The organism is Pedobacter sp. FW305-3-2-15-E-R2A2, assembly GCF_038446955.1.
Lineage (GTDB): Bacteria > Bacteroidota > Bacteroidia > Sphingobacteriales > Sphingobacteriaceae > Pedobacter.
Genome location: NZ_CP151803.1, coordinates 5,636,500 through 5,661,991, shown reverse-complemented (window position 1 = coordinate 5,661,991; position 25,492 = coordinate 5,636,500). Strand labels below are relative to the sequence as shown.

The 25,492-nt window shown below is 43.1% G+C and carries 16 protein-coding genes; 12 read left to right on the top strand and 4 right to left on the bottom strand.

The genetic code is table 11. The annotated features are described in order from the left end of the window. Positions 1-2: 2 nt before the first annotated feature. Positions 3-1,148 carry an efflux RND transporter periplasmic adaptor subunit gene (locus tag AAFF35_RS22885; protein WP_342328878.1) on the top strand — a complete coding sequence of 382 codons (1,146 nt, stop codon included), beginning with the start codon at positions 3-5 and terminating at the stop codon, positions 1,146-1,148. A 120-nt stretch (positions 1,149-1,268) separates the two neighbouring features. Here the strand turns inward: AAFF35_RS22885 and AAFF35_RS22880 are convergent, their stop codons facing one another. Further along, complete coding sequence (locus tag AAFF35_RS22880; RefSeq protein WP_342328876.1) at positions 1,269-2,363, bottom strand: PDDEXK nuclease domain-containing protein; 1,095 nt, start codon at positions 2,361-2,363, stop codon at positions 1,269-1,271. A 537-nt stretch (positions 2,364-2,900) separates the two neighbouring features. On the opposite strand from AAFF35_RS22880, the gene AAFF35_RS22875 reads away from it, so the two are divergent. The 8 genes from AAFF35_RS22875 (at position 2,901) to AAFF35_RS22840 (ending at position 17,813) form a co-directional block, all read left to right on the top strand. Then, positions 2,901-4,136: a thioredoxin fold domain-containing protein gene (locus AAFF35_RS22875; protein ID WP_342328875.1), complete on the top strand. Its 1,236-nt coding sequence runs from the start codon at positions 2,901-2,903 to the stop codon at positions 4,134-4,136. Positions 4,137-4,325: 189 nt separating this feature from the next. After that, positions 4,326-8,432: a two-component regulator propeller domain-containing protein gene (locus tag AAFF35_RS22870; protein ID WP_342328873.1), complete on the top strand. Its 4,107-nt coding sequence runs from the start codon at positions 4,326-4,328 to the stop codon at positions 8,430-8,432. A gap of 82 nt (positions 8,433-8,514) precedes the next feature. Continuing rightward, complete coding sequence (locus AAFF35_RS22865) at positions 8,515-11,592, top strand: TonB-dependent receptor (protein WP_342328871.1); 3,078 nt, start codon at positions 8,515-8,517, stop codon at positions 11,590-11,592. An 11-nt stretch (positions 11,593-11,603) separates the two neighbouring features. Beyond that, on the top strand, positions 11,604-13,091 hold the full coding sequence (locus AAFF35_RS22860) for a RagB/SusD family nutrient uptake outer membrane protein (protein WP_342328870.1): 1,488 nt from the start codon (positions 11,604-11,606) through the stop codon (positions 13,089-13,091). 6 nt (positions 13,092-13,097) lie between these two features. Then, the gene (locus AAFF35_RS22855) at positions 13,098-14,153 is read left to right on the top strand and encodes a glycoside hydrolase family 130 protein (protein ID WP_342328869.1); all 1,056 of its coding nucleotides are present in this window, start codon (positions 13,098-13,100) and stop codon (positions 14,151-14,153) included. Continuing rightward, positions 14,146-15,435, top strand: a complete 1,290-nt coding sequence (locus AAFF35_RS22850; protein WP_342328868.1) for an MFS transporter — start codon at positions 14,146-14,148, stop codon at positions 15,433-15,435. The genes AAFF35_RS22855 and AAFF35_RS22850 overlap by 8 nt, the downstream gene beginning before the upstream one ends. 56 nt (positions 15,436-15,491) lie before the next feature. Further along, positions 15,492-17,204, top strand: coding sequence for a hypothetical protein (locus tag AAFF35_RS22845; RefSeq protein ID WP_342328867.1), 1,713 nt, complete (start codon positions 15,492-15,494; stop codon positions 17,202-17,204). A 174-nt stretch (positions 17,205-17,378) separates the two neighbouring features. Then, positions 17,379-17,813, top strand: a complete 435-nt coding sequence (locus AAFF35_RS22840; protein WP_342328866.1) for a response regulator — start codon at positions 17,379-17,381, stop codon at positions 17,811-17,813. 3 nt (positions 17,814-17,816) lie between these two features. On the opposite strand, the gene AAFF35_RS22835 is transcribed toward AAFF35_RS22840, so the two are convergent. Both AAFF35_RS22835 and AAFF35_RS22830 read right to left on the bottom strand, forming a co-directional pair. Then, positions 17,817-18,350: an ankyrin repeat domain-containing protein gene (locus AAFF35_RS22835; RefSeq protein WP_342328865.1), complete on the bottom strand. Its 534-nt coding sequence runs from the start codon at positions 18,348-18,350 to the stop codon at positions 17,817-17,819. 158 nt (positions 18,351-18,508) lie between these two features. Continuing rightward, on the bottom strand, positions 18,509-18,703 hold the full coding sequence (locus tag AAFF35_RS22830; protein ID WP_342328864.1) for a cold shock domain-containing protein: 195 nt from the start codon (positions 18,701-18,703) through the stop codon (positions 18,509-18,511). A gap of 244 nt (positions 18,704-18,947) precedes the next feature. Between AAFF35_RS22830 and AAFF35_RS22825 the strand changes: the two genes are divergently transcribed. After that, on the top strand, positions 18,948-19,604 hold the full coding sequence (locus AAFF35_RS22825) for a response regulator transcription factor (RefSeq protein ID WP_342328863.1): 657 nt from the start codon (positions 18,948-18,950) through the stop codon (positions 19,602-19,604). Here AAFF35_RS22825 and AAFF35_RS22820 read toward each other — a convergent pair. Then, positions 19,584-20,588: a glycosyltransferase family 9 protein gene (locus AAFF35_RS22820; RefSeq protein WP_342328862.1), complete on the bottom strand. Its 1,005-nt coding sequence runs from the start codon at positions 20,586-20,588 to the stop codon at positions 19,584-19,586. The two genes, AAFF35_RS22825 and AAFF35_RS22820, sit on opposite strands and share 21 nt — an antisense overlap. A 318-nt stretch (positions 20,589-20,906) precedes the next feature. Between AAFF35_RS22820 and AAFF35_RS22815 the strand changes: the two genes are divergently transcribed. After that, entirely contained in the window at positions 20,907-23,882 is a 2,976-nt protein-coding gene (locus tag AAFF35_RS22815; RefSeq protein ID WP_342328861.1) for a CheR family methyltransferase, read from the top strand. After that, a complete protein-coding gene (locus tag AAFF35_RS22810) occupies positions 23,860-25,488 on the top strand; it encodes a PAS domain S-box protein (protein WP_342328860.1) in 1,629 nt (542 codons plus the stop codon). The genes AAFF35_RS22815 and AAFF35_RS22810 overlap by 23 nt, the downstream gene beginning before the upstream one ends. Positions 25,489-25,492: the final 4 nt, after the last annotated feature.

Sequence of the window (25,492 nt, the reverse complement as noted above, 5' to 3'; positions counted from 1 at the left end):
TCATGAAGACAAACATCCTATTAAGCCTCTCTCTTTTCCTCCTTTTTATGTCCTGTACAAACGCAGAAAAAGAAGCGGCCAAAGAAACACCGAATCCCGCAGTTAAACAGGAAACTCACCTGGTTCAATTTACTGCTGAGCAGACAAAAATTGCAGGAATTACGACAGGTCTGCCTGAAAAAAGAGGAATGAGCAGCGTGCTCAACGTAAATGGGTTGGTAGAGGTACCACCAGAAAATGTCTTTTCTATCAGCATTCCATTAGGAGGCTATATCAGAAAAACGAACCTTATTCCGGGAATGATGGTTCGCAAAGGGGCAGTCCTGGCAACGATCGAAGACCAGCAATATGTACAGTTGCAGCAGGATTACCTGATGGCAAAAAATAAACTGAAGTTTGCAGAATCAGACTACATCAGACAAAAAGGACTGAATGCCACAAAAGCAACGAGTGATAAGCTTTTCCAGCAAACAGAGAGTGATTTCAACCAGCAAAAGATCATGGTTAAATCATTAGCGGAGCAGTTACAACTGATCGGCTTAAACCCGCTTACTTTAACGGCAGGTAATATTTCCCGCAGGATTCAGATTTATTCCCCTATTGATGGTCATGTAACCAAAGTAAATGTGAATACAGGCAAATATGTAAATGCAACGGATGTTTTGTTTGAACTCATCAATCCGAAAAAACTTCATGTAAACCTGACCGTTTTAGAGAATGATGCGTCCAGCCTTAAAGAAGGACAGAAAATTGTATGTACCACGAATAGAAACCCGGATAAAAAGTACCTGGCCACCATTCACCTGATCAGTCCTGCTATTGGAGACGACAGAAGTATCAGCGTACATTGTGACCTGGAAAACTACGGCAAAGAGTTATTACCGGGAACGTACCTGAACGCTGCGGTAAAGCTGAACCATGCCAGTGTTACTGCGGTTCCTGACGAAGCGGTCGTAAAATGGGAGAACAAGTTTTATGTGTTTACCGACGAAGGAAACCATCAGTACAAAATGATCGGCGTGGAGCCTGGTATTTTAAGTGAGGGTTTTACAGAGATCAAATCGCCACTGCCAGCAAAGAATATTGTCATGAAGAACGCCTATGCGATCCTGATGAAAATGAAAAACGGAGGAGAAGAAGGAGCGTAAAACTCATCAATTTGAAAGGCCTTAAGATTTCCGCATCACTGATGCGGAAATCTTAAGGCCTTTTTGTTGCGATATCAGGATCAGAACTTCAATGCTATAACCATCTGAGTACACCAGGTATTACAGTAATTGTTTTTTTAAGGATTCTTTACTCGGTAAAACGGCCTTATACTCTTTTGCAAAAATCTGCTTATTATCTTCTGGCAGGGTGAATTCTACAATTGTTCTGTTTTCTTCTTTACATAGAATGATGCCTATCGTAGGATTTTCTTCAGAAGTCTTTATTTTTCTGTCATAATAGTTTACATACATCTGCATTTGGCCGATATCCTGATGGGTTAATCTGCCAATTTTGAGGTCAAAAAGGACGAAACACTTTAACAGCCTGTTATAGAAAACCAGATCAACATAAAAGCTGTCTCCTTCAAATGTGAATCTTCGCTGTCTGCCTTCAAACAAAAATCCCTTTCCTAATTCAGACATGAAATGCGCTAACTTGTCGATAATAGCAGTTTCCAGATCATTCTCAGAATATTCGGAATCTTCTTTTAGTCCAAGAAACTCCAGTACATAATGACTTTTTAGAACGTCAGTTGCTTTTTCAATAATCTGTCCCTTTTTAATCAATTTCTGTACGCTTTTCTTGTCCTTGCTTAACGTCAACCGTTCAAATAGTGCCGAATTATATTGTCGCTGCAACTCTCTTACTGACCAGTTATTTTCTGCAGCTTCAATTTCATAGAACCTCCGTTCATCTTCATTTTTGACTTTTAAGAGTTGAATATAGTGAGTCCAACTTAAATAGAATTGAAATTCAACTCCATCACTAATCCCTGGTTTCTGAATCGCTGAGGCAGATTTTGAGCGACTGGAAGATTTCCGCATCACTGATGCGGAAATCCTGTGCTGGTAAATAATATAAAATTTTCTGAACCTTTCCAGGTTGTCTGCAGAATAGCCTTTTCCAAACTCGGTAGTTAATTCTTTACTCAAACGGAGAATGGTTTCTTTTGCATATTCCGCACGTTGAGTCCCGGCTTGCTCATCTTCAAGAATCATTCGGCCTATTTGAAAATAAGCTAAAATGATTGCTGAATTAATACTCCGGACGACCTGATTCTGGGTCTCCGATATAACGGCCTTAATATTTTTAAGCAGAGGCAAGAAATTGTCTCTTAACGAGCTTGGCTTGATTGGATTATTGGGTTGCTTCATTTACTTTTGGTATTTCCTGCCGTATTGTATAAATGGTTATCTAATGCAATGTTGAATAATATATCTTGTAAATCCAGATCATCTGTTCTTTTTATTTTACTAATTAATAATTTTATATTTATTTAAGATACTTTTTGTTTTTTTATGGCTTGGCTATTAAAAACGAGAAGGCGCGTAAATGTCATCTGCCAGATTGCTTCCGGGCAGCTTGCGGATCAGCTCGTTCTAGCCAGGCTCTATACACGCTCTATACTCGGTGGAGACCCGCTTGGAAGCGTGTTAAAGGCGGGTAGGCAGTTTGTATAAAACGCGCTTAAAATGCGTATTCCCGGGAGCTGTTATGATCCTGACGGAAAGCGTTACAAATTTGGAATCCCGGTACAAAGGGCCATTAATAAATCATAAGAAGGGGGAGGAGAAGGGGGATATGTTGAATATTTTCGTTAAATGTTTAAAAGGTATGTCGTTATATGATAGAGAGTTGTTATCTTGTATATTATAAAAAACCAATCTGGCATATCATAAAAAAACAATCAAATGAAGAAGTTAATTTTATTATTTCTCCTGATCCCTTTCATGGGAATTGCACAGGATAAAGGAACACATTTTGAGCATGGACTGACCTGGGCACAGGTTCGCGAAAAAGCAATGAAGGAAAATAAATACCTTTTTGTCGACTGCTTTACCACCTGGTGCGGCCCTTGCAAATACATGAGCAGCACCATCTTCCCTCAGGAAAAAATGAGTGCATTTTTCAATAAAAATTTTGTGAATGTAAAGGTCCAGTTCGATAAAACCAAAGACGACAATGAAGAAGTGAAAAGCTGGTACGCGGATGCCGATGCGATCAATAAAGCGTATAAAATTCAGGCTTATCCTACCTTTCTGATCTTCTCTCCAAAGGGTGAACTGGTTCACCGGATTGTGGGTGGCGGTGATGCAGATGGATTTATTGCCAAAGCTGAAAAAGCGTTGAATCCGGAAACGCAATATTATACCCTGCTAAAAAAATATGAAGCGGGTAATGCTGCTCCGGAAACTTTAAAGCAATTGGCATCTGTTGCCGAGGAAGCCTATGATCAGGAAAATGCAGGCAAAATAGCCGCCGCTTACCTGGAAACACAAACTGACTTGTACACTAAAGACAACCTGGAGTTTTTAGGGAAGTTTACACAAAGCAGCAAAAGCAAAGGATTTCAGCTGATGCTGAAAGAACCTGGAAAAGTAGATGCCGTACTGGGCAAAGGGCAGTCAAACAAAGTCCTGACCGGGGTAATCCTTCAGGAAGAAATTTATCCCCATTTGAGAAAGCCTTCTGCTAATCTGGATTCATTGATTACTGTTGCAAAATCAAAATACCCTACAGTCGACCTGAACAAAGCCACTGAAATGTTGCAGGTTCAGTTTTATCAAAACATGAAAAACTGGCCGAAGTTTCAATCCTCAGTATTGGCGTATATGAAAAAATACGGAACAGAAGTAGATGGTTCCATGTTAAATAGTTTTGCCTGGACAGTATTCGAAAACTGTCATGACGCAGAATGTGTGGCTTCTGCCATGGCATGGAGCAAGAAAAGTGTAGAGGACACGCAAAGCAAGGAGCCTGCTTTCCTGGATACCTATGCCAATCTGCTCTACAAAATGGGAAAGAAAGATGAAGCAATCGCCATGCAAAAGAAAGCAATCGCCATTGTTCCGGAAGCAGACAAGCCAACTTACCAGGCTACCCTTGACAAAATGGAAAAGGGAGAGAAAACCTGGGATAAAAAATAGATAAACATCCTATTATAGGATAATGGAAAAGCCCCGGACCAAATCCGGGGCTTTTTGATACCTATACATCAAGATGTCTAGAGGTGAATGTATCAGGATCGTTTCATTTTTGCCTGATTTGCATCTGCTTGAATCCTTGTGATTTATTGTATCTTGGATGCGATATCCTGGGATACCAATACTTTATCAATGAGGGGCTTCTTTAAATTTTATTTCACGGTCGTGCTGATTGCGATGACCAAACTTACGCTTGCAGCGATAGGTCAGGATCCCGGTCAGTTCTATTTTCAGCAATTTGATAACCGAAATGGATTGTCAAACAGTGCCGTAAATGTTGTTTTTCAGGATAAAGACCAGTTGTTATGGGTAGGTACCTGGGATGGATTAAACAGGTATGATGGCACCGACTTCAGGGTCTTCAATTACAATAGTGAAAACAAAAGCGGCAGTATCGGGAACAATGTCATTCAGGACATCAAGGAAGATAAAAAATACAACATCTGGATCAGTACCATCGGCGGAATTACCCGGTTTGAAAAACCTGAGGGAAAATTCTATCATTATTTTTATAACCAGGCGACAAAAAGAAGCATCGCTGAAAAGGAATATGAGCTGGAAATAGCAGAAGATGGAACGGTCTTCTGTTACAGTAAAACCTATGGATTGAGCTGGTTTGATTTAACCGAGAATCAGTTTAAGCCGATTTCATTACCGGCAGGTATTAAAAAGCTGTTGAAAATGGAAAAAGGAGGGAACGGCCTGATGTGGTTCCTGCAAAATGATGGGACATTACTAAGCTGTAAAGTCAGTAGATCAGGGTTAAGACAGATCCAAATAATCAAGCCTCAGAAGCAGATCAGTAATTTTTTTCTCGTCAACAACCGGGTTTTGTTTACAGACATCAGCAACAGCTTATGGCTGCTGGATTCGCAATCGAAGCCTCAGAAAATAAACAGCATTTCCGGAAGTATTAAATCGATCAGGTATTACCATTCAAATTATATCCTGGCCCGGGATGGTCAGGGGATAGCGGTGTTCGACAAGGATTTCCAACCTTCTTCTTTCATGCAGCAGGAAGTTCGGCAGCTGGCCAATATCAGGGTAACGAGTATTGAAGTCGCTAAAGACCATGTCTTGTGGATCGGTACCGATGGCGATGGATTGATCAAGATCTATCCAAAGATCAATTATTTCGGCTTGGTCAATAAGAGCAATATTGTAGATTTAAACAAACCTGTTCGCGCCTTTGCAGAGGTAGATGGAAATTTATGGGTAGGAACTAAAGGAAAAGGAATTGTGATTTTAAATGACTTCTGGTCCAAATCTCCCTTTAATTCTCAAAAAAGCGAACTCAATACCAGCAATGGCCTGGAAAACAATTCGGTCTATGCCTTGAAAAAAGGCATCTCTCCTTATATCTATATCGGAACAGACGGTAAAGGACTCGGAATCTATGATTTAAATAAAAAACAAAGCATCAGCTGGCTTGACCTTTCCGGAACGGCGAAATTACCTTCATTTGGTTCGGTTTATGCTATTTTGCAGGATAAAGACAGCTCCCTTTGGCTGGGAACAAGTGGCAGCGGACTGATTCACCTGAAACTCAGTAAAACCAGCGCAGGTCTTTTAAGCATCAGCTATTTTAAACAATACCTTTCCGGCGGAGCAAACGGGCCGGCAAACGACATCATCTATGCTTTGAGTAATGATGAGGACGACCGGCTCTGGATTGCCTGCAGGTATGGAGGATTGAGTGTCTTGCAGAAGAAAATTGGGAAGTTTAAAACTTTTAAAGCCTTTTCTGCGCCAAACGACCTTTCCAATAATGATGTACTTTCTCTTTATCTGGATCCCCGGAAAAGGTTATGGATCGGGACAAGCTATGGCTTAAACATGCTCAGTCATTCCGAATCCCTTAAGGATAGGCCTTCCTTTAAAAAGTTCACGATGAATGAAGGCTTGCCAAACAATACCATTCATGCCATTGCAGGGGCGAACTCGGGCAGCATCTGGGTCAGTACGAATAAAGGACTGGCCAGATTGAACCCGGAAAATGGGGCAGTCGCTAATTTCAGGTCCGGCGACGGGCTTCAGAGCAATGAGTTTAGTGATGGTGCCGTTTGGAAGTCGACAGATGGGCTGCTGTATTTTGGAGGAATTTATGGATTTAATTATTTCGCTCCGGAACGAATTACCGCCAACAAGCTTCAGCCTAATGTATTGGTCTCCAATATTCAGATGGGCGGAAAAAACCTGGATGAAAACCGGTTGCAGGTGCTGAAATCTGTTCAGGCCCCAATTCCAGAATACACTTTGGCGCGTAAAAATAATTTCTTCCAGGTGAGCCTGAGATCTATGAGCTTTTTAAATGAGGCTAAAAATGAATTTACCTACAAACTGGAAGGACTGGATAAGAACTGGAACTATGCAGGCGCTATCGGAAATATCATTTATAACAACGTTCCTCCGGGAGATTATATCCTCAAAGTAAGGTGGAGCAATGGGGAAGGCCTGTGGACCACAGAAATCAAGGTGTTTAAACTCCATGTAACGCAATATTTTTGGTTAACGTATTATGCGCTTTTTGCCTATGTTCTGATCCTGATCGCATCGGGCTATGCCTTTCATGTGTACCGGAAAAATAAACTCCGGATGAAATACCAATTGCAGATGGAACACCTGCTCCGGCAGAAAGATGAAGAAGAACATCAGCAACGCCTGAATTTCTTTACCAATATCGCACACGAGATACAGACACCTTTGACGATGATTATGGGTTCAGTAGAACACCTTAGAAAGAAAGAAAACAATTACTTCGTTTCTATGGTGCATCAACATACCGCGAGGTTAACCTATTTGGTGCAGCAATTGCTGGAATTCAGAAAAGCAGAGGCTGGTTACCTGAAAAAGAATGAGGATTACCTGGACATCAGTAAAATGCTGGATAGCCTCTCTGAGTTGTTTATCCCTACCAGTGAAAAGAACGGACAGGAATACCTGAGGAGCATTCCCCAGGGCCTGGCGGGCTCCATCGATAAGGATAAGTTCGAAAAGATTTTATATAACCTCTTGTCTAATGCCTTCAAGCATTCCGGAAGAGGCGAAACCGTGGCTTTTAAAGTCTGGTATCATCCCAATGATCAGGTGTTGGAACTGAGCGTTTCCAACTCAGGCTGTACCTTAAAAACACAGCACCTGGAACAAATCTTCAACCGCTTCTATGTGAGCAATGAGCAGCAAACAGAAAAATTCAGTACCGGGATTGGCCTGGCTTTTACGAAAGAACTGATCACCCTGATGGGGGCTGATATTCAGGTGAGCCTGCAGAATGACTGGATAGATTTCAGGATAAAAATACAGCTGACGGAAGTAAAAGGCACTGCCGAAACCAAAGTGATCACCTCTGCACCTTCTGCTTTATATGAATCATTGGTGGAGGTTTATGACCAGCCTGAAATGGTTTCCGTGGAAGAGGGAAATAAAAACAGCCTGATTGATGGCCTTCAGCAAACCGAAAAATTAAGCATCTTATTGGTGGAGGACGAACCTGAACTTCGTTTCCTGATCAGGAACGTGTTGAAAGATCATTATGTGGTCTATGAAGCGGGAACGGGATTGGAAGCAATGGCCTTTTTACATAAAACCATTCCAAGTCTGATCATCAGCGATGTGATGATGCCGGATATGAACGGACTGGAATTATGCCGGACGGTAAAACAAACGCCCGCTATGGCACGGATTCCCTTTGTCATTTTATCGGCCAGAGGATCTGAAGATCATAAGACGGAAGGATATGAACAGGGAGCTGATGCCTATATCCCTAAACCTTTCCAGATCAATTACCTCCAGGTCAGGATTCGCAAGCTCCTGGACGATCAGCTCCGGATGGAGCACCTGATCAAGGATCAGCACATTACCAACCAGTTTATGGATGCTGATATTGCAGATACGGACAAGAAATTTCTGGAAGAACTGCTGAAGGTGATCGAGAAAAATCTGAATGAACCGGAACTCAATGCCGCGACACTGGAAGATGCGCTTTCCATTAGCAAAATGCAATTGTACAGAAGACTGAAATCACTCGCCGGGATGACACCTGCGGAGTTCATTAAAAGAATTCGCCTGAAACATGCCGCAGACATGCTGGTTAATTCTCAATACACCGTATCTGAAATATTTTACCGCACCGGATTCAACAACAAATCTTACTTCTTCAGAGAGTTTAAAAAGATTTACCATTGCGCGCCAAACGAGTACCGCCAGCAGCAATATGAAGAAAATATAGCCCCTTTGTAACTATAGTGAACTAAAATGTAACTATAGTGCACTCCTTCGGAGGGCTACTCCTATAAATTTGTTCTAACCAAATATATCACAGATGAAAAGAAATCTACTCTTCTCTCTGGGCTTGTCACTGTTAATAGTACTATCAGGGCTCACCGCTCTGGCCCAGGTCAAACTAAGTGGAAAAGTGACTGATGAAAATCAGCAGCCCTTTCCCGGGGTTGTTGTTCAGCAACTCAATACACCAAATAAAACGGCAACCGATGCCAACGGAGCGTATGTGATCACCCTGCTCCCGGACGGCCCAAAATCTCTCGTATTTAATTATGTAGGTTATCTTCCGGTAACACTCCCTTACACTGGGAATGCAGTCCTGAATCTCTCTATGAAACCCAGTATTTCAGATTTGAATGAAGTCGTGGTGGTAGGGTATACCAGTTTGCGTAAGAGTACGATTTCCGGCGCAATGGGAAACCTGAATGTTGGCGATGGGGAGAAACGAAGGGTTCCTGACGTCGCGCAAATGCTGCAAGGCCAGGTCTCAGGCGTACAGGTCACTCAAAGTACCGGCGCACCTGGCGATCCGATCAATATCCGCATTCGCGGAGAAAATACCATCGGCTTTAACAGTCCCTTGTATATCGTGGATGGAACGCCTACTTTGGACATTTCTTTTTTAAATCCTTCGGATATTAAAAGCTTATCGGTGATGAAAGATGCGGCATCCGCAGCGATCTATGGGGCACGTGCGGCAGGAGGGGTGGTTCAGATTACCACCAAACAGGGAACGGCCAACCGTTCTTCACTTGAGCTGAATTATTTTAACGGAATTCAGCAGGTCACTAATTTGCCTAAACTGTTAAATACTGCTCAATACCTGAGTAAACAGGAACAAGCCTGGAAAAATGGAGGTAAACCTGATCCAAATCCTTATACCGCAGCCAAAAGCAGAACTGATTTGTCGGATACCAATTGGCTGGATGAGCTGTTTGAAACCGGAAGGTCCCAAAGTGCACAATTAAGCGCAAGCGGCGGAAGCGATCAGGTGCAATACCTCTTGTCTGGGGCTTATTACAAACAAAATGGAATCGTGGTCTACAACCATGACCAATATGAACGCTTTAATTTCAGGGCCAACGTCAATGCAAAGCTGACCGACCGCTTTAAAATAGGAACGAATCTGCAGCTTTCTTCGGCAAAACAAGACTGGCTGTCTTCTAAAGGTGATGCACCCGGCATTATTCGCCATGCATTGTTAAGGCCACCGGTACTGGGTGTGTATAAAAATCCTTCAGACCCAGGCTATAAAGCGGATAACCCTTTTACGGACCTGCCTTTTTATAAATTCAACAACAGCAATGGTGGTTGGGACCCTAATTATGAAAGAACGTCCAACCCAATCGCACTCGCTTATTTTGCCAACGACAAAAGAAATAATGTGAAAACTTTTGGAAATGCCTATGCAGAATATGCTTTTCTGGGAGATAAATCACTGACTTTAAGAACAAACCTGGGTGTCGACCTGAACTTCCTCCACAATAAAGCATTTTTGCAAAACTTTGGAGATGACGACAACAATGATCCCAATGAAGTTGATCCGGGGGCAGGCCGGCAAAACAGGCCAAACGGATTGAATGAGGAAAGAGGAGAGGAACTGAACCTTACCTGGAACAATACCTTGAACTACATCAAAACAATTAACAAACATGCCATCAATGGGCTTGTGGGAACAGAGTATATCAAAAATACGGCATCCGGACTCTCTGCTTCCAGAAAACGATATGATTATACGACCAACAGTTTCCAGTACATAGACTTCGGATCTTCTGCCAGAGACCTTTGGAATGGCGGAAATGCAAGTGAATGGGCTTTGTTCTCGGTCTTTGCTTCCGGAACTTATGTGTATGATTCCCGTTATATGCTGACGGCCAACCTCCGCGCAGATGCTTCTTCCAGATTTGGAGAGAACAAACAATGGGGCTATTTCCCTTCTGTTTCTGCAGGATGGGCAATCTCGGAAGAATCTTTTATGAAAGATATCAAATGGATTTCGAACTTAAAATTAAGGGCAAGTACAGGGAAACTGGGCAATCAGCAGATCCCGAATTATGCTTACCTGAGCACCATGCTGAAAGATGGGGAGGGTTATTCCCTGAACCGTTATGGAAATCCGGACCTGAAATGGGAAACGACTTCACAACAGAACATCGGGCTGGACTTTAATCTGTTCAGTAATAAACTAGCCATTTCTGCTGATTATTTTGTGAAAACGACTTCCGATATCCTCTTACAATTAAGCTTACCGGAAATGGTGGGTTCGGTAGGCCCAACGTATGTGAATGCGGGTAAAGTGAGAAATAAAGGATTTGAACTTTCTGCCAGTTACCGCAATGCAATTGGTGATTTTAACTACGCGCTGAGTGGAAACATGGCGACCTTAACTAATGAGGTGATCCAATTGCATCCAAATGTACCGACCCTAAGCGGACCATTCACAAGAACTGTTCCCGGACAACCATTAAATGCATTCTATGGCTATAAAATGGAAGGTATTTACCAGACGCAAGCGGAGATCACGCAACACCTTTCCGGAACAACCAACCCTTCACAACTGCCCGGCGACATCAGGTTTGCAGATCTGGATGGAAATGGACAGATCAACGATAACGACAGAACCTTCCTCGGAAATCCAATCCCTAAATTTTCTTATGGCATCAACCTTTCCGGCGGCTATAAGGGATTTGACCTTTCTGTCTTTATGCAGGGAGTTCAGGGAGTAGACAAATACAATGATGCGAAGAAGATCACTGATTTCGACAGCAGGCCATTTAACTCTTCTACAGCAGTGCTGCAAAGCTGGAATGGACCGGGAACATCGAACACCATGCCGAGAGTCAGCACCACAGATACCGGGGTAAGCCGGGTATCGAGCTTATATGTTGAAGATGCTTCCTATTTCAGAATTAAAAACGTGGAGCTGGGTTATTCTTTCAGCAACCTGTTGCAGAAAACGAAACTGGGGGTAAAAGATGTGCGACTGTATGTATCGGGTCAGAACCTGTATACGAGCACGAAGTATAGCGGCCTGGACCCGGAATCTATTGATCAGGTAGACATGGGAACCTATCCACAATCCCGCGCATTCCTGTTTGGTGTAAATGTTAAATTTTAAAAGATATTCAGATGAAACGATTATATATCTCCTTATTCGCCGTAACCTTAATGTTTACCGCGGGTTGTAAAAAAGAACTGTATAAAGATCCGATCGGATTGATCACCCCGGAACAGGTGAGCACAGATCCGACCTTAAATACGGTAGTTTCCTCTGTAGATGCCTCCTACAGAATGTTGTCCTATACTTTAAACCTGATGGGCAACTGGGATTGGGCTGGGGGTAAAGTGATCCGCCCGGATGTCATCCTGCAGGATATTGCCGGAGGTGATGTCTTGAAAAAATGGAACCCTGATGGTGATCAACCCTGGATGGACGACATTGCCGGTTTCCGGTTCACTTCCGAAAACGGAGGCTTCAATGGCATCTGGGCCTTTAATTACCAAGGGATCTCGAAAGCCAATCTGGCCCTGAGCTATCTGACAGATGATGCATTGGTGGCCAAAATAGGGATGGATGCCACACTAAGAAGCCGCCTGCTTGGGGAAGCTTACTTCCTCAGGGCCTACTATTACTTTGATCTGGTCAACAATTTTGGAGATGTGCCCATCATCACCAAACCACTGAAAACCTTTAACGAGGCTTATGAAGTGGCGAGAACTGTTCCTCAGGCACAGGCCTGGGCATTGATCAACGATGACCTGAGCAAAGCGAAATCCGCACTTCCGGCAACTAAATTCTCCAGTACCACCGATAAATGGCGGGTTTCAAAAGGTGCAGTCGTTGCATTGCAGGCAAAAGTGGCTTTGTATAACCAACGGTGGACGGATGTCATCAGTCTGGTAACGGAGCTGGAAGGAACAGGTTTGTACAGCCTGAATGCCAATTATTTTGACAGTTTCAATGTCGCCAAGGAGTTCAGCGACAATGAGGTGATCTTTGCCTATGACCATATCTCTGGTCAAACTGTTCGCAAAGGCAATGGCATCAGTGCCTTGTTAGATTGGGGCTTTTTCGCACCAAGTCCGGATTTTCTGAATGCTTTTGAAGCGAACGACCCAAGGCTGGCCTATACGGTGAATGTGACGGATAAAAATGTCAATAAATTACTGGGATCCCTTAACGGCGCCAATAAAGGAAATGACGACGGGCCAAGCAATAAAATCATGATCCGGATGGCGGATGTCTTGCTTTGGAAAGCAGAAGCCTATAACGAAACCAACGCTTATCCCAATGCCATTGCTTTAATCAACGACATCAGAAGACGCGCCAGAACCTCGCCAACAGCTGCTGGAGGCACTGCGCCGGCAGGTACTCTGCCGGATCGTTCGGTCGCTGTGACGGATAAAGTGCAGATCAAAAACTGGCTGATGCAGGAACGAAGAGTGGAGTTGGGCTTTGAAGCACAACGCCTCAATGACCTTAAACGCTGGAAAACAGCAAAGACAGTGTTGACAGCACTGGGCAAAAATTTTCAGGACCACAATTATCTATATCCCGTACCACAAGGTGAAGTAGACAAATCAGGTAAAGCAATTGTCCAAAACTCAGGTTACTAAATATTTATGAAAGATCAAGCACAACGATTTATAGAAAACCCATTGTTATCGCCGGCAGATTTGAAACCGAGCAGAGCCGGACTGGAGATCAGCTGCCTCTTAAACCCAGGGGTCTTTACTTTTGAAGGAAAGACCTGGCTCCTGGTTCGCGTAGCAGAAAGGCCGGCACAGCAGGAAGGCATCATTTCTTTTCCGGTCCTAAAGGACGATGGGATTGAAATTATAGAAATTCCTGCGGACGATCCGGAGTTGAATGCCGATGATCCAAGGGTGATCCGCTATAAAGGAATCGACTATTTAACGACACTTTCTCACCTGCGCTTACTGCGCAGCGACGATGGCATCCGTTTTTATGAGCCGGAAGGTTATCCGATCCTGCAGGGCGAAACCCTTCAGGAAGCCTTTGGCATAGAAGATTGCAGGGTGACACTATTGGAGGGGACCTATTACCTGACCTATACCGCTGTTTCAGAACAGGGCGTAGGAGTAGGTATGCGCAAAACCAAAGACTGGAAAAATTTCGAATCTGAAGGAATGATCATTCCTCCGCACAATAAGGATTGCGCCATTTTTGAAGAAAAGATCAATGGAAAGTTTTATGCCTTACACCGTCCCAGCAGTGTCGATATCGGCGGGAACTACATCTGGATTGCGGAATCTCCGGATGGCATCCACTGGGGTAAACACAAATGCATCATTACCACCCGCAAAGGAAGCTGGGATAGTGCAAGGGTAGGTGCAGGTGCAGCACCGATTAAAACAGAAAAAGGCTGGCTGGAGATCTATCATGGGGCAAATGCAGCCCATCAGTACTGTCTCGGTGCTTTTCTGCTCGATCTCAACGATCCTTCCATCGTTATTGCGAGATCAGAAAACCCAATCATGACCCCCGCCACAACCTATGAGCTGAGCGGCTTCTTCGGACATGTGGTATTTACCAATGGCCATGTGGTTAAGGCGGATGAGCTGACCATTTATTATGGTGCTGCCGACGAGTTTGTTTGCGGGGCTAAATTTTCCATTGCTGAAATCTTAAACTCCTTATCCTACGAGCATGATTAATAAACTAAAGTCTGAAATCGCGCATTTCAAAGCGCAGTCCCATAATTTTAAAGTGCTGACTTTAACCAATCTGATCTATAGCATCGTATTGCCGGTGATCGATATTTTTGTGGCAGCCTATGTGATGCGGAGCTCGAATGACCCGGTAAAGGTAGTCGTGTATCAGCTGACCATTTATACCGGAATCCCCTTAACTTTTCTGATCAATGGCTGGTTGTTAAACCGCTTTCCAATTAAAGTGCTCTATTCCTTCGGAATGGTCCTCAGTGCGATCTCCATGATGATCATGATGTCGCTGACCACATTGGACATTACCGGGATTGGAATTGCAGGAATTGTGATGGGCATGTCCTTTGGCTTTTACTGGGCAAACCGTGATTTTCTGGCCCTGGCAACGACCAACGACAGCAACCGCAATTATTATTATGGCCTGGAAACGTTTTTTTATACCATCATCGCCGTTGTTATTCCGGTGATCATTGGCTGGTTTATAGAGTCTTATGCGAGCTCAGGCGATGCGAAAATGGCATATAAAATTGTGACTGGTATGGTGTTTATCGTTACGATAGGCGCATCGATCATGTGTTTTAAGGGCAAGTTTACCAATCCCATTGGGAAGAAGTTTATCTATTTTAAATTTCATACTTATTGGTACAGGTTGATGTCCCTGGCCGTTTTGAAAGGTCTGGTGCAGGGATTTTTGGTAACAGCGCCAGCCATGCTGATCATGCTGTTGCTTGGAAAAGAAGGTGCGCTGGGAACGGCACAGTCGGTGGGGGCAATCTTTGCCGCAGTGCTGATGTACATCATTGGCCGTAAAACCGGACCGGAACATCGGATTTACGTGTTCGGAACAGGCCTGGTCTTATTTACCATTGCAGCACTGATTAACGGAATCCTCTTTAACGAAACCGGCGTGATCTTGTTTATGTTGTTCCTCCTACTGGCGAAACCGCTACTGGATCTTGCTTATTTCCCGATTCAGTTTAGTGTGATCGATATCCTGACAAAGAAGGAAAAAAGAAGTGAGTTCGCCTATATCCTGAACCATGAAGCAGGTTTGTATGTGGGCCGTCTTACCGGTGCCGGCACCTTCCTGCTGCTGGCTTATTATTTTTCAAATGAGGTGGCCCTTCGTTATGCCATTATTATTGTTGCGGTCTTGCAGCTGAGCTCTTACTGGGTAGCTAAAGGAATCCTTAAACGAGGTAAAATAATGAATGAAGAGCTGCAGCTGGAAGAAGAAAGCCTGGCTAAAGTTATTATTCCTGCTGCTGTTTAAACCGGAACAGCAGCCAGAGACCAGCAGAATTTTTTTAATATATTAGATGAACCTCAATGATGAAACTTAAACTGACCTTCCTTTCCTTATTTATTGCCGCACTTTCCCATGCCCAGGTTAAACAGGTTAAAATTGACCGGATAAACCAAATGGCGGATCTGCCCAAACCATTGCAGATCATCGACTGGAAAGCAATGGCCCTGAATTTTGACCGGACGATTTACGATTTTAATGCAAAAGGCAAATATTGGCCAATGGTTTGGATGGACAGCACGGGCAAGAATTTTAAACAGCCGGTGATGGGCATGTATACCGCAGTAGGGGATGTGAGACAGGGTGCAGCGCACAATAAGGGCATGTTTCATGAGGCACTGGCCAATATGGGCTCGGTCTTGGGTGCTACCCTGGTTGGGCTGGATAAAAGCAATCAGCAGGGCCTGAACTATGTCGGTATGTTGAAAAACTATTTTAATAAAGATACCGGATGGGACATCATGATGAACAATACCGCTCCGGAAGTTGCATTGTTAGGTGGAGGATATGGAAGAGACTGGTGGTACGATGTTTACCCGAATGTCTTGTTTTATGCGATTTACGATAAATACCCCGCTGCGCCTGACTTTGAAATGATGGCCAGAAGCATTGCCGAGAAGTTCTATAAAGCGGACTCCATTTTAAATGGCAATTACAATTATTCCTATTTTGATTATGGGAAAATGAAACCCATGAGTACGCAAATCTGTGCACAACCGGATGCCGCTGCAGGACATGCGTATGTCTTGTATGCGGCCTATAAAAAGTTTGGTGATCCCCGTTATCTGAAAGGAGCCATATCAGCAATGAAAGCTTTAGAAAGTCAAAAGATCAATCCTACTTACGAACTGCTGATGCCTTTCGGGGCTTACCTGGCCGCAAGAATGAATGCAGAGCAGGGAACTGCTTTTGACATCCAGAAAATGTTAAACTGGACTTTCGACGGAACTGCAGTTTGCCGGGAAGGATGGGGCTTTTTAGTGGGCAACTGGAATGGTTTCGACATTTCCGGAACGGTTGGAAGCACAGTGGATCATGGAGGTTATGCCTTTTTAATGAATACTTTTGATGCGGCATGGCCATTGGTACCTTTGGTGAGGTACCAGCCCAAATATGCAAATGCAATCGGGAAATGGATGTTAAATGCGGTGAATGCCTCCAGGTTTTTTTACCCTCAGTATATGCCGGAAGAACATCAGACCTTGCCTGACTTCGCAGAAGTGACCAAAGGGGTGATTGCTTATGAAGGTTTTGCAAAATCTTCTACTTTTGATACCTTGTATCAATCTTTAAAAGCTCCTGTAGCACAGGGTGATGGCCCTAAATGGGTACCGGGACAGAACCCTGAAGTCTCACAATTCAGCGTTTATGGAAGCGGACATGCAGGGATTTTCGGTGGCATTGTCAAAGAAACGGAAATCAAAGGTATCCTGGGCCTTGACTTGCTGGCGACTGATTTTTATCGCCAAAGGGCTTATCCAACCTGGTTGTTCTATAATCCTTACGGGACCGGTAAAACCATTAATTTTAAAACACCCGCAAAAGGAAAATCAGATGTCTATGACCTGATCAGCCAACGTTTTATTGCCAAAAATGTAAGCTCAGGAACCAAAGTACAGATTCCTCCTCTGCAATCGGTGGTGCTGGTTTGTGTGCCTGCGGGAAAAAAGAGCAAGGTTAAAAATAAACAACTTTCTGTTGATGGCATCGTATTGGATTACCAGTATAAGCCCTAAAAAATCAGGCTAAAGAAACCCAAACTGAATTTCATCTTGGACAGAACAGGCAATTCATTTGTCTTCGGTAACCTTAAAAATACGTATTTCCTCCTGTCAATACCCGTATAAAAACGGAGTATTCCGGATAATATATTCGATAATTTTATAAGAGATTAATCTCTTATAGCTCTTATGGAAAATTTGTTTGTAAAACCATTTAAAATTCTCGTGGTCGAATCTGACCGGCGCTTATATAAAAAACTTTCCTTGTGTTTTAATAAATCAGGGTTCGATTACAGGATCTATTCGGGTATAGACAATATCGTCCCTCTGGTACTTGATTTCCAGCCCGACCTGGTCTTATTGGAGTACTTATCGCCAATTGTAAATGGAGGAGAGCTATGCATCCAGATCAAAGAGAATAAGCTGATACAACATATTCCTGTAGTCATTTACTCTACATTCCCTCACCAGATACTCTCATTAGGCGCATATGGTCATGATTGTTTTATTGCCAAGCCTTTTGAACTGACTGATCTGATGAGAAGGATCGACGTTTTTTTAATGCGGTATTGGAGCGATAAGAAAAGAACCGAAAATACCCTGGTTTCATCCGGATGCAATTGAGGCTTATCCCATTGGTTTTAACAAGTCAATTGCTTCCTGATTGTCTTGTAGTAACGCAATATCCAACGCTGAACGACCCCATGCGTTCCTGATCAACGGATCGGCACCGTGTTGTAGTAATAATTTTAAAAGTTCATTCTGGTCGAACATAACAGCAAACATTAATGCAGTAGCTCCGTTTTCATGCTGCAGGTTCAGGTCTGCTCCATGGCGGATCAGGAATTCAGCCATCGTTTTATGACCTTCGTGGGCGGCACCCATCAGTGAAGTGTGGCCTCCATTGTCCTGAGCATCAATATCTGCACCTGCCGCTACAAGGATTTCGGCGATTTCCAGCTGATTATGGTAACCCGCAATAATCAAGGGCGTATAACCTTTCATATTCCGGCAATTTACTGCGTTTCCAAAACGAATCATTTCCTTCAAAATGGCCGCATTTCCTACCCTTGCTGCATGTATGATAATTTGAATGGTATCGAGCATTTGTGTGGTTTGACGTCCTTTTTGAATAATTCCCTGAGCTGATGTCTGAATCATCAGCAATAATAAGGGAAAATTCTTGCTGCTCACTGAAGTTAAATACCTGATTTTTTCGGGATTAATACGGTATTTTATTTAAATGGAAATAGGTGTTTAATGTAGGGACAAGTATCTGACAATAAGTATAACCTATTGTCAGATCGAATGTGGAGTTGTTAATAGCTTTTTTTGACGTTTATAGCGCTTAAACCTTTCTTCCCTCTTTCCACTTCAAAACTTACTGCATCGTGTTCGCGGATTTGCTCCTTGAGCCCCGTAGAATGTACGAATATTTCCGGCCCGCCACTTTGCGGTACAATAAAGCCAAAACCCTTGGCTTCATTGAAAAATTTTACTGTTCCTTTTTGCATGGTGTTTGATCATTTATTTTTTTACTGAATACTTGCGGAACATGCAGTATCGGAAATTGTTTCTGCAATCTGGTAAGAGTAATCTATTTTAGGTATATTATGCCTGATTATCAGGTGTTAATCCGGTGCTTCAATGCGTATATGTGTATAGAATACAGTATTTACACGCGTTTATGGCAGTTCTATTGAAATATTCGAACTTCCGGGGGCTATTTTTGTTAATTTAATTGAAATTTAAATAGATATGAAGGCTTTGAAGGTAATATTGGCTGAAGATCACCTGATTGTGAGAGATGGAATCAGACTTTTGCTGGAAAGGGTGGAAAGTATCCATGTTGTTGGCGAAGCAACGAATGGAACTGAAGTCCTGGAAATGTTGCGGAATGGATTGGAAGCAGAGGTAGTCCTTGCGGATATCAATATGCCTGGAATGGATGGGATGTCTCTAATTAAAGCCTTAAAATCCACCCAACCCGATATAAAAGTGGTGATTTTGTCTATGCTTGATCAGCAAAAATATGTTGTGGAAGCTTTTTCAGAGGGAGCCCTTGGCTATTTGTTGAAAAACATAGGATTAGAGGAGCTGGTCTTTGCCATTCGCCAGGCAAGCATGGGACAAAGGTACCTTTGCTCAGAATTATCTTTTAAATATATGGAGGACGTGATGCAGCGTCAGGTTGGGGTTTCAGCCGGACAGGCTCCGCTGGTGGAGCTTTCTTCCAGGGAAATCGAAGTGCTGAACCTGATTGCTGAAGGGCTCACCAATAACGAAATTTCTGATCAGCTTTTCCTCAGCAGAAGGACGGTAGAGGGACATCGCCAGGCATTGATCGAAAAAACAGGCGTCCGGAATACTGCAGCGCTCATTCGATATGCGGTGTTAAACGGATTTGTGAAATAACTGCAGCTGCCCGAATAAAGATACGACTTCCTGATGAACGATCCGGAAATCCGGATTACTGCCCCAATCTATAATCCGGTTCAACTGCTGGTCTGATCTGCCCCAGCGGAAAGGCTCGTTATCCATACTGATCATCATACTTGGGGTCTTGAATGCAGTAGCGATCTGAGCGATTTCGGTCGCACTGGAAATGACTGCAGCGGCCTGCCTGATCAATAACGCCAATGAGCCCAGTGTCGTTTTCCCCGCGCAAATTATTGGTTTTGTTTTCATCAGATCTGCCACATGCCGGGCTAGATGCAATTCATGCTGACTGCCGGTAAGGAGCACCTTGAATCCCAGATCTGTACAATAGTTGGCAATACAGGCAAAGTAAATGGAAGGCCATTGTTTCCAGCTGCCTTTGGAACCCGGATGGATACATACATAAGCACCAGGTTCAATGGGAAGCCGCAATTGCTCCAGGTGTTGATGGTCTGCCGGAAATAAAGGGAATTCCAGTCCATCGCCGGAACGGGGGATTCCAAGATGTGTCATCAGGCTCAGCTGACGCTGGGTTTCAGTCCCAAAACCCGGATAAGTTAGAAAACAGTCATTTTCATCAGCGATGTCTTTACAAAAACCGGCAAGGTACCTGGAGTTGAAAGATTTGACCAAAGGGTTCAAGGCATTCGAATTTCCCTGCATCTGTAAAATCAGGTCGAATTTTATCGCCTGGACTTTAGGTAAAAAACAGTAGAAATTTTCTTCATCAAAAGGCTGTTCCGGTAACCCGGGGTAACCTGGAAAGGCGATGAACTCATCTACGTAATGTGACCACCGCCGGATCACCGCTTCCGTATCCGGCAATCCTATAAAGTAGATTTTTGCATTGGGATAAGCCGCACGGAGGCTGCGCATCGCCGGAATGGAACATAGGAGATCTCCCAATGGCAATGCACGGAAAATGCCTATTTTTTTTACTTCTTTCTTTGGAAATTTCATGAGCGTCAGGTCATAGATTATAAGGAGCAGAAATAGGATCAGGGATTCAGTCCATAAATTTAAACTTAGCATTGCTGATATTAGGTGTCAATTTGAAAATCAGGTACTTATCTTTTTATGGATAGGTATTATTCCCCAAAAACAGGAGAGATATACTCGTTTTTTTTTCCTTTAAAATGTTGATTTTTAGATGTCTGACCGGAAATAGAAAGGCTTAACCGGAAAAGCACCAGATGGGAGAGGAATTCCAGCGCAAATGTAAAAAAATGTGCGCTCAATCTATTTTAATCTTACATTAGCTTATTAATTTTGATCGGTATGACCAGAAGTATAGAGAAATCTAATCATAAACTGTTAAAAGAGGAAGAACAGTCTGAAATGATGTTAGAACAGACAGAGAAAAGTAAGCAGACTAAATTTTTCCCTATCATTGCAATGGGAGGATCTGCGGGCTCTTTTTATGCTTTTGAAAAATTCTTCCTGCACATGCCGGTCGACTGTGGATTTGCTTTTGTGATCATCATGCACCTCGATCCCGTTCAAAATATTGGGGTTTCCGCATTGCTGCAGAAATCTACAGGCATGCCGGTTATCGAAGCCACAGACGGAACAAAATTAATGATCAACCATGTGTATGTGATTCCTCCCGATCGGGATATGGGCATTCACAATGGTCACCTGTTGCTGTTCAGCGCTTCCAGATCTAAAGGGGCACACATGTCTATCGATTATTTCCTGCAAAGTCTGGCGGAAGATCAATGGAACTATGCGGTAGCGGTCATTTTTTCAGGAATGGGTGCAGATGGGGAGACCGGGGTAAGGATGATCAAAGAAAAGCTGGGAATGGCGATGGCACAGCTTCCCGAAACTGCGGAATATAGCAGCATGCCGGCAGCAGCAATTGAGACGGGGATGGTAGATTATATCCTTGCTCCGGAAGAAATGCCGGCCAAATTGATTCAATATCTGAACCATCCTGCATTAAAAGCCGTTGGAACAGATGAGTTGGTCCTTGAACGAAACAACTATACGCATTTGAATAAAATTCTAATGCTGCTGCGGTCTCATACCGGACATGACTTCACTTTATATAAGAAAAATACGATTACCAGAAGGGTGGAGCGGAGGATTGCTTTTCATCAGCTACCCGATTATATCCATTACGTCAATTACCTGCGGGAAAATCCTCAGGAAATAGAAGTTCTCTTTAAGGAATTATTGATTGGGGTTACCAAATTCTTTAGAGATGTTCCTGCATTCGAGGAAATGAAAGAACAGCTCTATGCCAAATTGATCAAAAAACACAATGAAGAGCCGATCCGGATCTGGGTGGCAGGTTGTTCAACAGGAGAAGAGGCCTACTCTATCGCCATTCTGATCATGGAGTTTTTATCGGCAATAAAGTCCCGCCCCCAGCCGAAAGTTCAGATTTTTGCTACAGATCTGGATCCGAATGCCATAGACCATGCCAGAACAGGATTTTACTTTTCAAATATTATATCAGAGGTTTCTGCAGAAAGGCTGGACCGTTATTTTGTAAAGAAGAATAACGGTTATGTCGTTAAAAAGGAAGTCCGGGAAATGATTGTTTTCGCACAGCACAACCTGATTAAAGATGCTCCCTTTACGCGGCTTGATTTGCTCTGCTGTCGAAATGTGATGATTTATCTGACCACAGATCTTCAGAAGAAACTGATGCCGATCTTTCATTATTCCCTGAATATCGGGGGATTGTTATTTCTGGGACCGGCAGAATCTGTAGGTCCTTTTAATGATGCCTTTAATACACTGGACTCCAAATGGAGGCTCTATGAACGGAAGGAAGGGACATCTAATGCCGGAAAAATGATTGACTTTCCATTTAACATCACCAATCAGCCGGATAAAACCATTAAAGGAATGGCGGATAAACCTGTTGCCAAAAGCCTGCTTGCTGAACGTTTTCATAAAGTGCTGCTGGACTCCTATTCTCCGGCTTCTCTGCTCGTAGATGAAAAAGGGGAAATTTCTTATATCAATGGAAAAGTTGATAAATACCTGAAATTCTCCTCTGGAGAGGCTTCTATGAACATCCATAAAATGGTCATCGAGGAGCTGAGGTATGCCTTGGGCAATGCGATCCATCAATGTGCCTTGCAAAAAAATAAGATTGAATATACCGGGCTGAAAATTAACTATCAGGATCAGGTTCAATTGGTTGATTTTACCGTGGATTACCTCAACGACATTCAGTTACAAAATATGTTTGTGGTGGTTTTTATAGACCAGGGGCCGGTAAGGAAGCGGAAGGCTACAGGTACAAAAGGAAACCTGACCCAGGTGAGCGCAGTGGAAGAACTGGAAAAAGAGCTGACCTATACCAAACAACAGCTCCATACCACTATTGAACAGATGGAAACTTCATTGGAGGAACTCAAATCCACGAATGAGGAATTACAAAGTACGAATGAAGAATTACAAAGTACCAATGAAGAGGCGCTAACCACCAAAGAGGAAATGCAGTCCTTAAATGAGGAACTGATGACCATTAACCTTCAATATCAGAACAAAGCGGAAGAACTGACGCGAATGAACAATGATATGAAGAACTTGCTGGACAATACAGATATAGGGACCATCTTCCTGGACAATAACCTCAATATCCTGAGGTTTACACCGCAGGTTATTAAGCTGTTTAATGTGATTTCCTCAGATGTGGGGAGGTCGATTACCCATATTGCTTCCAATTTTGACTATCCTTCTATAGAAAATGCGATTGTAGAAGTCATAGAAAAATTGAATGGGAAGGAGCTGGAAGTGAAAAATAAGGCCAATGAATGGTATAACCTAAGGATTATGCCTTACCGGACGATGGACAATTTCATCAGCGGGGCGGTGCTGACCTTCACCAAGATCACACCTGTTAAAGCCCTGGAAAGTAAATTTTCAAGTCTGCTTTGTTATATTCAGGATGTGGTAGACCGGTTAAAACATGCCGCAATTATTCTGGATAGGGAAGGACGGGTATTGGTCGTTAACAATGCCTTTTTAAATATGTTTAATTTAAGAGAGGATGAAATCAAAGAACAATTTTTTATGGAAATTGTTCATAACAGATGGAATACCAATAAACTGGATACCTTGCTAAATGATAGGCAAAAACCTGAATTATATCTCCAACATGACTTTCAGGGAATTGGTATGAAGACGTTAATGATCAGTGTGCAATACGTTCCCGAATCCAAAACGGAAGAACATGCAGTCAGTATTGTAACCTTCATAGAAAAAGAACGTGAGCAAAAAGAAAATCCATAAGGAAAAAGTCATTTCATTGCTGAGGGCAAGATTAGAAAGGTCTGAAGATCCGGAGATCTCTGCGGAAGAAAGGATCTCAGATCAGGAGCTCGAGGTATTGCTTGGAGAACTACAGATCTTTCAACTGGAGCTGGAGATGCAGAATGACGAGCTTTCTGCTTCCTACCAAATGCTGGAAAGCGAAAGGTCTAAGTTCGCAGGTTTCTTTAATCTGGCTCCTGTGGGCTATTTCATTCTGGATCACCTGGGGATGGTCGAGGAGGCCAATCAAACCGGCGCAGACATGCTGGCCATTTCGAAATCAAATGTCCTCCAGAAGCGCTTTCAAAGTTTTATAGCTCCTGAAGATTGGGAGAATTTCTATGCTTTCCTCCACAGAATGCAATCAAAAGACAGCAAGCAAAGCTGTGAGATCCTGGTTTCTTTGAATGGTGGTCAGGAATTGTACACCAGGATGGAAGGAATCGCTGTTTCAGATATGTTTACCGGGAAGAGCAAATATTATGTCACGGTGATTGACATCTCAGAAAGCCGGAATGCGCAGCAAAAACTCATTGAAACGAGTCAGCGGTTAGAAATGACACTCACGGCTTCCGGAACAGGAACCTGGACGATGGAACTTGGAAACAATAAAGTGTTTCTCGATGCTTACAGTTATTCCATTCTGGAGCTGAATGCCTGGGAATTTGATGGAACGATTAAAGGGCTGATTGCATTGATCCACCCCAATGATCAGGAAAAGGTAAGGCATAAATTACTGAACATGGTCAATACCTTTAATGACCTGGATCTGGAATTTCGCATCATTACAAAAAGCGGAAAGCTGAAAATTATTTCTGCAAAGGGACATGAAGTAAACAATGAAACCACGCATAACTATTTCGCGGGAATCATTTTGGACATTACCGAGCATAAAAGGCTGGCCAGAGAAGCAGAAGCACTAAAGAAAGAAAAACAAAAACTCGTTTTATCAGCCACTTTTAACGCGCAGGAAAAGGAACGTTATAAGATCAGCAGCGCATTGCACGACAGCGTCTGTCAGATCTTATACGGAATCCGTTTAAACCTGCAGAATATACAGCTCACGAGAAATTTAAAAGGGGAGTTTACCAATGTCAATAAGTTGCTGGACCAGGCGATCAGGGAAACCAGGGAACTGTCTTACGAATTGACGCCTTCTGTATTGAGGGATTTCGGCTTTAATGCAGGGGTACGGGAAATGGCACAGCGATTAAGCACCCCACAGTTTCGGATTAAAACCATTATCAACAGCAGGGCTGATCTCGTGAAACCTGAGGTGCAGCTGTATGTTTTCAGAATGATTCAGGAACTGATCAATAATTGTATCAAACATGCAAACGCGACAGAAGCAGAGATCAGGGTCTGCACAGAAGATGAAATAACTACGCTCGTTATCAGCGACAATGGGACAGGTTTTGAGAAAGAGGTAGAAGAATCGCTCTCCCAGGGATCAGGAATTCGTGGTATCAAAAACCGGATTTTTCTTTTAAACGGGAAAATAGACCTACAGACCTCAGCAAAGGGAACCAGCATTGCGATTGAATTCAGAAATGATCCTGAATTGTCGGAGCTTTCGGGCTACTAAACTT